At 68.5% G+C, this 10,103-nt stretch carries 12 protein-coding genes and 1 tRNA gene; 6 read left to right on the top strand and 7 right to left on the bottom strand.

Annotation, left to right across the window (positions count from 1 at the left end; all coding sequences use genetic code 11):
• Window positions 1–380: Asd/ArgC dimerization domain-containing protein (locus tag Q7S93_RS02960; RefSeq protein WP_304712086.1), on the top strand; the 380-nt coding region annotated here is incomplete at its 5' end.
• 171 nt (window positions 381–551) lie between these two features.
• Window positions 552–1,484 carry an EamA family transporter RarD gene (gene rarD / locus Q7S93_RS02955; RefSeq protein WP_370652054.1) on the top strand — a complete coding sequence of 311 codons (933 nt, stop codon included), beginning with the start codon at window positions 552–554 and terminating at the stop codon, window positions 1,482–1,484.
• Window positions 1,485–1,766: 282 nt separating this feature from the next.
• Here the strand turns inward: rarD and Q7S93_RS02950 are convergent, their stop codons facing one another.
• The gene (locus Q7S93_RS02950; RefSeq protein ID WP_370652053.1) at window positions 1,767–2,084 is read right to left on the bottom strand and encodes a zinc-finger domain-containing protein; all 318 of its coding nucleotides are present in this window, start codon (window positions 2,082–2,084) and stop codon (window positions 1,767–1,769) included.
• A gap of 122 nt (window positions 2,085–2,206) precedes the next feature.
• Here Q7S93_RS02950 and Q7S93_RS02945 point away from each other — a divergent pair, with 122 nt between their 5' ends.
• Both Q7S93_RS02945 and Q7S93_RS02940 read left to right on the top strand, forming a co-directional pair.
• On the top strand, window positions 2,207–3,157 hold the full coding sequence (locus Q7S93_RS02945) for an ABC transporter ATP-binding protein (protein WP_304712085.1): 951 nt from the start codon (window positions 2,207–2,209) through the stop codon (window positions 3,155–3,157).
• Window positions 3,158–3,237: 80 nt separating this feature from the next.
• Window positions 3,238–3,314: transfer RNA gene (locus Q7S93_RS02940), tRNA-Arg, on the top strand.
• A gap of 11 nt (window positions 3,315–3,325) precedes the next feature.
• On the opposite strand, the gene Q7S93_RS02935 is transcribed toward Q7S93_RS02940, so the two are convergent.
• The 3 genes from Q7S93_RS02935 to Q7S93_RS02925 all read right to left on the bottom strand — a co-directional run bounded on the left by Q7S93_RS02935 (window position 3,326) and on the right by Q7S93_RS02925 (window position 4,373).
• The gene (locus Q7S93_RS02935) at window positions 3,326–3,610 is read right to left on the bottom strand and encodes a type II toxin-antitoxin system RelE/ParE family toxin (RefSeq protein WP_304712084.1); all 285 of its coding nucleotides are present in this window, start codon (window positions 3,608–3,610) and stop codon (window positions 3,326–3,328) included.
• Complete coding sequence (locus Q7S93_RS02930) at window positions 3,607–3,876, bottom strand: CopG family ribbon-helix-helix protein (protein WP_304712083.1); 270 nt, start codon at window positions 3,874–3,876, stop codon at window positions 3,607–3,609. Before Q7S93_RS02930 ends, Q7S93_RS02935 begins: the two co-directional genes overlap by 4 nt.
• Before the next feature lie 161 nt (window positions 3,877–4,037).
• Entirely contained in the window at window positions 4,038–4,373 is a 336-nt protein-coding gene (locus tag Q7S93_RS02925; RefSeq protein ID WP_304712082.1) for a hypothetical protein, read from the bottom strand.
• 333 nt (window positions 4,374–4,706) lie between these two features.
• On the opposite strand from Q7S93_RS02925, the gene Q7S93_RS02920 reads away from it, so the two are divergent.
• Window positions 4,707–5,993, top strand: a complete 1,287-nt coding sequence (locus tag Q7S93_RS02920) for a cytochrome P450 (RefSeq protein ID WP_304712081.1) — start codon at window positions 4,707–4,709, stop codon at window positions 5,991–5,993.
• Window positions 5,994–6,093: 100 nt separating this feature from the next.
• The gene (locus Q7S93_RS02915) at window positions 6,094–6,666 is read left to right on the top strand and encodes an NUDIX hydrolase (protein WP_304712080.1); all 573 of its coding nucleotides are present in this window, start codon (window positions 6,094–6,096) and stop codon (window positions 6,664–6,666) included.
• Here the strand turns inward: Q7S93_RS02915 and Q7S93_RS02910 are convergent.
• The 3 genes from Q7S93_RS02910 to serA form a co-directional block, all read right to left on the bottom strand.
• A complete protein-coding gene (locus Q7S93_RS02910; RefSeq protein WP_304712079.1) occupies window positions 6,644–8,155 on the bottom strand; it encodes an inorganic phosphate transporter in 1,512 nt (503 codons plus the stop codon). The genes Q7S93_RS02915 and Q7S93_RS02910 overlap by 23 nt on opposite strands.
• Before the next feature lie 146 nt (window positions 8,156–8,301).
• The gene (locus Q7S93_RS02905; RefSeq protein WP_304712078.1) at window positions 8,302–8,676 is read right to left on the bottom strand and encodes a hypothetical protein; all 375 of its coding nucleotides are present in this window, start codon (window positions 8,674–8,676) and stop codon (window positions 8,302–8,304) included.
• Between the two features lie 40 nt (window positions 8,677–8,716).
• Window positions 8,717–10,103 (bottom strand): phosphoglycerate dehydrogenase (gene serA / locus Q7S93_RS02900; protein ID WP_304712077.1); only part of this gene is annotated, 1,387 nt, incomplete at its 5' end.

The raw sequence follows: 10,103 nt of genomic DNA, 5'->3' as shown, positions 1-10,103 counted from the left end.
AGACCCACAAGATGATCGACCCGGCCATCAAGCTGACGGTCACCTGCGTGCGCGTGCCGGTCATGGTCGGTCACGCCGAGGCGGTGAACATCGAGTTCCACGAGCCCCTGGATGAGGACGACGCCCGCGACCTGCTGCGCGACAGCCCCGGCCTGGTGGTCATCGATAAGCGCGACGACACCGGCTACATGACGCCCAAGGAGGCCCAGGGCGAGTTCCCGGTCTTCGTCAGCCGTATCCGCAACGACCCGACAGTCGAGCACGGCCTGAACCTGTGGGTGGTGGCCGACAACCTGCGCAAGGGCGCGGCGCTCAACGCCATCCAGATCGCCCAGCTGCTGGACGAGCGCGGCCTGATCAGGACCAAGGCCATCGCCTAGTCTCGAACGACTTTCGACCGACACGAATGGGCGGCCGTTCCGCGGTCGCCCATTTGCATGTCCGCTTCCCGCCAGTCCGGCCCCGGTCTGTGCTTGTGAAGCCTGGCCGAAGGCCTAGGTAAGGGGCCGCGCCCCAGCGGCGTCGATTCCTTCCAGCTGAAAGCCTGCGCCGTGGCCCCGACGCCGCCCTTCCAGACGCCGCCTTCCCCGCCGCCGATCGCGTTTGCCGCCGGCCTGATGGCCTATCTGATCTGGGGCTTCATTCCGCTCGTCTTCCAGGTGATCGGCGGCTATGGCGTCGGCCCCTGGGAGACGCTGGCCCACCGCACCTTCTGGGCCATTCCCATCGCCGGCCTGTTCGTCTGGATGGCCGGGCAGGGGGGCCAGGCCCTGGCCGTATTCCGCAAGCCCCGGGTGCTGGGCTTGCTGGCCGTGTCCTCCCTGCTGATCGCAGCCAACTGGGTGGTCTTCATCTGGGCGGTGAACAATGAGCGGGTGCTGCAGACCAGCCTCGGCTATTTCATCAATCCCCTGCTCAACATGGCCGCCGGCGCCCTCCTGTTCCGGGAGCGGATCGACCGCACGGCGCAGATCGCCATCGGCCTGGCCGTCGTGGGCGTGGCGCTGCAGGCGTTGGCGCTGGGCCGGCTGCCCTGGGTCTCGCTGACGCTCGCGGCCTCGTTCTGCGGCTATGGGATCGTGCGCAAGCGGGTGGCGGCCGATGCGCAGACCGGCCTGTTCATCGAATGCCTGCTGCTGGGGATTCCCGGCGCGGTCTTCGCCATCTGGCTGGCCCAGGCCGGCGCCGACCACTTCACCCAAGGGATCGCCCCGGCCGCCTGGCTGATCTTCTCCGGGGCGGCGACGGCCATTCCGCTGGTCCTGTTCGCCTGGGCCGCAAGGCGCCTGCCGCTGTCGGCCATGGGCTTCATGCAGTTCCTGGCCCCGTCCATGACCTTCGTGCTCGGCGTGCTGCAGGGCGAGGCCCTGACCCCGCTGAACATGGCGTCCTTCGTCTTCATCTGGATCGGGGCGGGCGTCTTCGCCTACGGCCTGTGGCGGGCGTCCCGCCGCGTGCCGGCCGCCGTGGCGCCGGTGGTCTGAGCCGCGCGCCGCGCCGTTAGAAGGCTCGACCACGAAGGGCACGAAGGGGCTCCGGCCATTCTTGGTGAACTTCGTGCCCTTTGTGGTTCAATCTTGAAAACGCCTGCGGCGCGACGGGCGACGGCGACGTTCGCACAATCCTCAACCGTCATCCTGGGCCTTGTGCCCAGGATCCCTCGCGACGCTTGCGCCCGTCAACAACAGGGATGCTCGGCACAAGGCCGAGCATGACGGTGAGAGTTGGGGATGGGAGAGACGGCGTGCGCCAGAAGAGGCCGGGCCTCAGTGCCCGTGGGGGCCTTCGTAGACGCCGGGCGCCAGGCGCTCGTTCTCCGGGCCTTCGCCGGCCTCGGGGGCCAGTTCGAAGCGGCGGTCGCAATAGGGGCACTCGACGAAGGTCGCCCCGCCCATCTCCAGCCAGACCCGCGGATGGCCGAGCGCCCCGCCGACCCCGTCGCAGGCGATGCGGCCGGTGCGCACATAGACCACCTCGGGCGCCGGCCGCGCCGAGGCGGTCAGCGCCGTCACCGCCGGCTTGGCCGGCATGGGCTCAGGCCCGGCCTGGACCTGGACGCCGCGGTTTTCGATCGGACGGGCCATAGGGGGAAATCTCCGCACGGAAGCTTGGCGCAGGCGCCGCTCGCGCCTAGGTATGCGAGGCGGGCTTGGCCCGTCAATGATCGCGCCGCAAACCCTTTGTGCGCGCTGCTCAAGGGGACGGCATGGATCTTCCGGAATTCGCCATCGAGGCCACAGGCCTGGTCAAGACCTATCCGGCCACCAAGACCACGCCGGAGATGAAGGCCCTGCGCGGGATCGACCTGGCCATCCCCCGGGGCTCTATCTTCGGCCTGCTGGGCCCCAATGGCGCGGGCAAGTCGACCTTTATCAACACCCTGGCCGGCCTGACCAAGAAGACCTCGGGCTCGGTGAAGATCTGGGGCCGCGACATCGACACCCAGCCCCGGGACGCCCGGGCCGCCATCGGCGTGGTGCCCCAGGAGATCGCCGCCGACCCCTTCTTCACCCCCAGGGAGTCCCTCGAGGTCCAGGCCGGCATGTACGCCGTGCCCCGCAAGGAGCGCCGCACCGACGAGCTGCTGGCGGCGCTGGGCCTCGCCGACAAGGCCAATGCCTATGTGCGCCAGCTGTCGGGGGGCATGAAGCGCCGGCTGATGGTGGCCAAGGCCATGGTGCACAACCCGCCGGTCCTGATCCTGGACGAGCCCACCGCCGGCGTGGACGTAGAGCTGCGTCGCCAGCTCTGGAACTATGTGGTCGAGCTGAACCGCAAGGGCGTCACCATCGTGCTGACCACCCACTATCTGGAGGAGGCCCAGGAGCTCTGCGACCAGATCGCCATCGTCAACCGCGGCCAAGTGGTGGCGTGTGAATCCACCGCCACCCTGCTGGGCCGGCTGGACACCCGCGCCGTCCTGGTGACGCCGGAGGAGCCGGTGATCCAGGCCCCGATCCTGCCGGGCTTCGAGACCAAGCTGCGCAACGGCGGCGCCTTCCAGGTGACCTATCGCACCGGCCAGTCCAGCGTGGAGCAGGTGCTGGCCGCCGTCCGGGCTGCTGGCCTGCGCATCCGCGACATCGCCACCGAGGATCCGAGCCTGGAGGACGTCTTCGTCGACCTCACCACCGACAAGGCCCCGCTGGTCGCTTAAACGCGCCCGGCGCCGGCCCCCAAACCCGTTTGCGGTCCCGCCGCCTTTCGGCTAGAAACCCGCTCCGCCTCAGGCGCCAAGCACCCGTAGCTCAGCTGGATAGAGCGTTGCCCTCCGAAGGCAAAGGTCACACGTTCGAATCGTGTCGGGTGCGCCATTTCTCCATTTTCAGGTTGCGCTGCGATGCTCTCGGCCATGCCAGAGCCGCAGGACGATGATCGCCTCAGGGGTGACCTCGTAGCGCAGCTCATAGTCGCCGACGATGATCCGGCGGACGTCCCGCGGACCGTAGGCCTCCAGCTGCTCGCCCATCTGCGGATGATCGCGTAGCCGATCCGGCGCCCTTGCCAGGCGTTGAACGATCCGCGCCGCTGCCTCTGGCGCCACGGGCTGGAGGTAGTCGTGCAGGCGGGTCAGGTCCGAGGCGGCGCTGCGGGTCCACTGAATCCTCATTTGGTCGGGGCGGGGAGGGGCGCATCGGCGGTCAGGCTGTCAGCCCAGGCCAGGATCGCCTGCTGATCGATGACCCGCCCCGCGTCCACGTCCTCGAGGGCTTCGAGGGTCATGCGGTGACGGGCCTCGTCCTGATCGACCCAGGCGGCCAGCGCCTGCTTCATGATCCAGCCCCGCGACCGGTCGAGCCGGAGGGCCGCCGCCTCGACCTTATCGGCCAGCTCCAGGGGAATATGAGCGGTCACCACCTTGGTCGACGTCGCCATCGCATCACTCCTAATCAGAATGATTAGGATATCATCGGTGACTTGGACGCCCAAGGGTCGGCCGCTACGTCGCCCGCCGGGCGGCTTAGCCGTCTGAGCCGAGGCCGTAGCGCAGCTGGCCAGGCGACGTGGGGCGGAGCAGGGCTCCGCCCCATCAAGACCTAGCAGGCCGTGCGGACATGTCGCTCAAGCGCGAGGGTTTCCCCCTTGGCCTGAGCCAATTCGCCCTCCACGTCGGCGCCGAAGACGGAGCCCAGCGGCAGCAGGAACAGGAAGACGCTCGCGGCGTCCGCGGTGGCCGCATTGTTCTGACGACGCGTGAGCGCGTTTTCCTTCTCGCGGGCCAACAGCAGGTCCGCGCGCGCGTCTGTGCAGGCCAGCCCCGCATAGTCTCCGGAAGAAATAGACACCGGAGCGACAGAACTGGCGCGGCTTGCGCAACCCACGAGAATGAGCGCTACAAATGTAGCGGAAATAACAGTTTTGAAGATTGACATGGAGCCCCCGCTCAGCGGGATAATTCCCGCCATTAACGCTTAATTATAAAACTATTGGCACGCAAACTGAATTTTGTTGGAGCAGAAAAAGCGCCGGGTAAGGTTCGCTAGACGCCTCCGGCGAGCCCGCTTCTATTTATGAAGAACTGAGACGTACGTCTGGCCGGGGGCGGTGGCTTGGCGCGAGCGGCTGAGCGACCAACGGCGCTGGCTCATAAGCCTCACCCACATTTCCCTTGGTGAACGGTGTTTGGTTGGGCTCCATGGGGGCTGGAAACGTTTCGGGCGCGGGGCCGCTAAGAGCCGCCGTCCTTCAAGGGCAGGAGACCGGTCATGGCCGATGGATATGTGGACGTGCTGCGCGACAAGCGGGCGGCCGCGCGCAAGCTGGCCTATGAGACGCCGATCGAGGAGCTGCATCCGGCGCGGGCCTCGCTGTTTCGCGACGACGCCATGTGGCCGACCTTCGAGCGGCTTAGGAAGGAGTCGCCGGTCCACTACACGCCCGACAGCAACTACGGCGCCTACTGGTCGATCACCCGCTACAACGACATCCTGGCGGTGGATTCCAACCACCAGGTGTTTTCCTCGGCCAAGGGCATCACCCTGACGGCCAAGGCCGCCCAGGGGTTCCGCGATCCGAATGCGGAGTCCGGCTCCAACTTCATCGCCATGGACCCGCCGCGCCACGACGTGCAGCGCAAGACCGTCAGCCCGGCGCTCTCGCCCATGGCGCTGTCGGTGATGGCGCCGCTGATCCGCGAGCGGGCCGGCCTGATCCTCGACAGCCTGCCGGTGGGCGAAGAGTTCGACTGGGTGGACAGGGTCTCGAAAGAGCTCACCACCATGACCTTGGCGACCCTGTTCGACTTCCCCTTCGAGGAGCGGCGCAAGCTGACCTTCTGGTCCGACGCCATGACCACGGCGCCGGGGCATGGGCCGGTGGCGGACCTGGCCGAGCTGCGCCAGGCCATGGCCGACTGTTTCGGCTTCTTCACCGGCCTGTGGAACGAACGGGTCAATGCCGAGCCCACCGGCGATCTCATCTCCATGCTGGCCCATGGGGAGGAGACGCGGAACATGTCGATGGCCGACTTCCACGCCAATGTCGCCCTGCTGATCATCGGCGGCAATGACACGACGCGGAACACTATCTCCGGGTCGGTCCTGGCGCTCAACCAGAACCCCGACCAGTACGCCAAGCTGCGGGCAAATCCCGACCTGATCCCGTCCATGGTGTCGGAGACCATCCGCTGGCAGACGCCGCTGGCGCATATGGCGCGGACGGCGACGCAGGACTTCGAGATGGAGGGCAAGACCATCCGCGAGGGCGACAAGGTGGCCATGTGGTACGTCTCGGGCAATCGCGACGACACGGTGATCGACAACCCCGACGCCTACATCATCGACCGGCCCCGGCCGCGCCAGCACATGTCCTTCGGCTTCGGCATCCACCGTTGCGTCGGCAATCGCCTGGCCGAGCTGCAGCTGACCATCATCTGGGAGGAGATCATGAAGCGCTTCCCCGACATCCAGGTCCTGGCCGAGCCCAAGCGGAGCTATTCGATCTTCGTCAAGGGCTATGAGGACATGCAGGTGGTGCTGCCCGCCCGGATCTAGCGCTCCATGGGCGGTCCTTTCGGGGAGCCGAAGAGGGAATCAGGGAATTATGGGCGGAGGGGCTTGCGACTTGGCCCCTGGCCGTCGATGACCGGACCCCATGCTCAGGCGCTTCGTACACTGGTGGCGCGGCCCGTTCCCGGAGACCGCGACCGCGCCGACCCCGCAGGCCGGGGCCGTGCCCTATCGCCTGACCAAGGACGGGCCGGTCTTCCTGCTGGTCACCTCGCGGCGCACCGGGCGATGGCTGTTTCCCAAGGGCGGGCTGATGCGTGGCCGCACCCCCTGGGAGTCGGCCGCCCAGGAGGCCCTGGAAGAGGCCGGCGTCGAGGGCGTGGTCCGCGATCAGCCCCTGGGAACCTATACGGCCCGGCGGATCCGCGGCGACCAGACCGAGACCATCGCCGTCACCCTCTATCTGCTGGAGGTCACCCGCCAGCTCGACCGGTGGGCCGAGAAGGCCCAGCGCCAGCGCCGGTGGGCTGACCTCGACACCGCTATCGCCCTGCTGGGGGACGCGGCCCTGGGCGAGATGTTGCAGACCGCCGCCGCAGATCTGGCCGCCCGCCCGACGCCGAAACAGGACGCGACCGCTCAGGTCCCGGGCAAGGGCAAGAAGCTCCGCAAGGGCGCGGCCAAGGGCGGCCGCCTCAAGGCCGGATCAGGGCGCTGAGCAGGGTGTAGAGCCCACCCGACAACACCCCTGCCGCCGGCACCGTGATCACCCAGGCTGCGGCTATGCCCCAGGCGTGGCGGCGCCGGACCAGGCGGCGCTTCTCGGTCTTCTCCTGCTGGCGAGCCGCCTGCTCCGGGGTCGGCGGAGCGGCGGCGATGGGCGGCGGTTCGATGACCACGCCGCCATTGGGCCGCCGGCGGATGCCGCGATTGGTCAGCAGTTCGCGCAGCAGGCCGACCCCGAAGATGCCGCCGATGGCGATATGGGTGGACGAGACCGGCAGGCCGAGGCTGGAGGCGGCCAGCACGGTGATGGCCGCGGCCTGGGCCACGCAATAGGCCCGCATGGCGTCCATCTTGGTGATCTTCTCGCCCACGGTGCGGATCAGACGGGGGCCGAACAGGGCCAGGCCGAGCGAAATGCCCACCGCGCCGATGGCCAGCACCCAGAGCGGCAGGGCCACGTCGCCTCCCGTGGCCGCCGATCCGGTCTGGGCGGCGCTGACGATGGCCGCCAGGGGGCCGACCGCATTGGCCACATCGTTAGCGCCATGGGCGAAGGACAGCAGGCCCGCCGCGCAGATCAGCGGCAGGACGAACAGGCGGCTGACCTCCTTGCGGCGGTTCTCCATCAGGGCCGATCGGCGGACGATCCAGGGGCGGGCGGCCAGCCAGCCGGCCAGGGCCATGACGGCGGCCAGGGTGAGCGCCGTCCGATCCGAGGGCGCCCAGATGCGGCTGAGGCCCTTGGTCAGCATGTAGAGGGTGAAGACCCCGCTCATCAGGCCGATCAGCACCGGCACCCAGGTGCGGGCCGCGGCGATCCGGTCCTGGCGGAACAGGATGGTGAACTTGATCAGGGCCAGCAGGCCCGCGGCCACCAGGCCCCCCAGCACGGGCGAGATCACCCAGGAGGCGGCGATGGCCCCCAGCGTCGGCCAGGCCACCACCCCGAAGCCGGCGGCGGCGACGCCGGAGCCCAGCACCGCGCCGACGATGGAATGGGTGGTGGAGACCGGCGCGCCGATCACCGTGGCCAGGTTGATCCACACCGCCGCAGCGAACAGGGCGGCCGTCATCACCAGGATGAAGTCGACGGTGGCGAGATCCGCCGGCGGGGTGATGATCCCCTTGGAGACGGTGGAGACCACATCGCCGCCGGCCAGGATCGCGCCGGCCGCCTCGCAGACTCCGGCGATCACCAGGGCTCCGGCCATGGGCAGGGCCTTGCCGCCCACTGCCGGCCCCATATTGTTGGCCACGTCATTGGCGCCGATATTCAGCGCCAGATAGCCGGCCACCACCGCGCCGACGATGGCGTAGACCGCCAGCGGCCCATCGGCCACCACCAGGGTGGCGAAGACGGTGACGCCCACCAGGAAGAGCACCGAGAGCCCCGGCAGGGCGATCTGGCGGGAGATGTCCTGGGTGGCGCTCTGCAGGCGCGTGACCTTTCCCAGGTCCTTGTCGAGTGTCGTCTTGGCCAAAGGGGGCGTCCGTGGGGCTGATCGTCCGTAGGCGGCGCATTACCACAGGCTGGCTCGGGAAACAGGCTCGCCGGCGCCGCATCAGGCTCTAAGCTCTAAGACCTGAACCCGCCGACCCTCGAGAAACCGAGGGCGCTCCCGGGGGACTATGTGTCGGCGTCGGTTTTGATCCAGTCCGGCTCAGGGGTCTGGGCGAAGCGCACCGCGGCGATGTGGGTGCGGCCCTCCAGCCAGGCCTTGGCCAGGCGGTGGGCGCCGTCCATCAGCTGGCCCTGCGCGTTCAGGATCACCGGATAGGCCAGCTCGGCGTTGAAGATGCGCCGGGCGTGGCCGGCCACCTCGCGGATGCTGGGGGTGTGGCGGCCCTGGAACCAGCAGTCCAGATCGAACTCGGCGATGTCGCTCAGCGGGACCTGCTCGACCGGCAGGCCTTCGGCCAGCGCCCAGAGGCGCTGCGTCCGCCAGTAGCCGCGCCCGCCGGGCACGGTGCGGGAGTGTTTTTCGTCAGGGGGGCCAGCCATGGCGGCAGCGTCGCTTGGACGCCGCCGCCTGGCAAGGCGATCAGAAGCGAAGGGTGCGCGCTTCCTTCACGTGGGGCAGGGCCTGGATATTGGCCATCAGCTCATCGCTCGGCACCTGATCGACGCCCACCAGGGCGATGGCGTCGTCCCCGGCCGAGACGCGGCCCAGGTTGAAGGTGGCGATATTGACGCCCGCCTCGGCCAGCATGACGCCCAGCGCGCCGATGAAGCCGGGCTTATCCTCGTTGTTCACATAGAGCATGGTCGGGCCGAAGGGCGCGTCCAGGTCCATGCCCTTGACCTCCACCACCCGCGGCGTGCCGGCCAGGACCGAGCCGGCGAAGGAGCGCTTGCCCTTCTCGGTGGTGACGGTGATGCGGATCAGGGTCTCATAGATGGGCGAGTCTTCCTGGTGCGACTCCGACAGCGTGATGCCGCGCTCCTTGGCCACGGCCGGGGCCGAGACCAGGTTGACCGCGTCGCCCAGCATGGGGCGCAGGACGCCAGCCAGGGCCGCAGCGGTCAGCGGCTTGGCGTTCAGCTTGGAGACCTCGCCCTCATAGGCGATGTCGATGGCCTTGACCCCGAAGTCCACCATCTGGCCGGCGAAGACGCCGAGCTTGCCGGCGAGCGCGATGAAGGGCGCCAGGCGCGGGGCCTCTTCGGCGGTGACCGAGGGGGAGTTCAGCGCATTGGTGACGGCGCCGGTGAGCAGATAGTCGCTCATCTGCTCGGCCACCTGCAGGGCGACATTCTCCTGGGCCTCGGCGGTGGACGCGCCCAGGTGCGGGGTGGCGATGAAGTTCTCGGCCCCGAACAGGACGTTTTCCTTGGCCGGCTCTTCCACGAAGACGTCGAAGGCCGCGCCGCCGATGTGACCTTCGTCCAGCAGCTTGCGCAGGGCGGCTTCGTCCACCAGGCCGCCGCGGGCGCAGTTGACGATCTTCACGCCCTTCTTGGTCTTGGCCAGATTCTCGGCCGACAGGATGTTGCGGGTCTTGTCGGTGAGCGGGGTGTGCAGGGTGATGAAGTCGGCCCGGGCCAGCAGCTCGTCCAGCTCGACCTTCTCCACGCCCAGCTCCACGGCCCGTTCCGGCGACAGGAAGGGATCGTAGGCGACGACCTTCATCTTCAGGCCGAGGGCCCGGTCGGCGACGATGGAGCCGATATTGCCGGCCCCGATCAGGCCCAGGGTCTTGGCGTAGACCTCGACGCCCATGAAGCGGTTCTTCTCCCACTTGCCGGCCTGGGTGGAGGCGTCGGCGGCGGGGAGCTGGCGGGCGAGCGCGAACATCATGGCGATGGCGTGTTCGGCCGTGGTGATCGAGTTGCCGAAGGGGGTGTTCATCACCACGATGCCGGCGGCGGTGGCGGCGGGGATGTCGACATTGTCGACCCCGATGCCGGCCCGGCCGATGACCTTCATG

Source organism: Phenylobacterium sp., assembly GCF_030646615.1.
Taxonomy (GTDB): Bacteria; Pseudomonadota; Alphaproteobacteria; order Caulobacterales; family Caulobacteraceae; genus Phenylobacterium.
The sequence above is the reverse complement of the archived record's forward strand: the minus strand, read 5'-3'. Positions and strand labels throughout refer to the sequence as shown.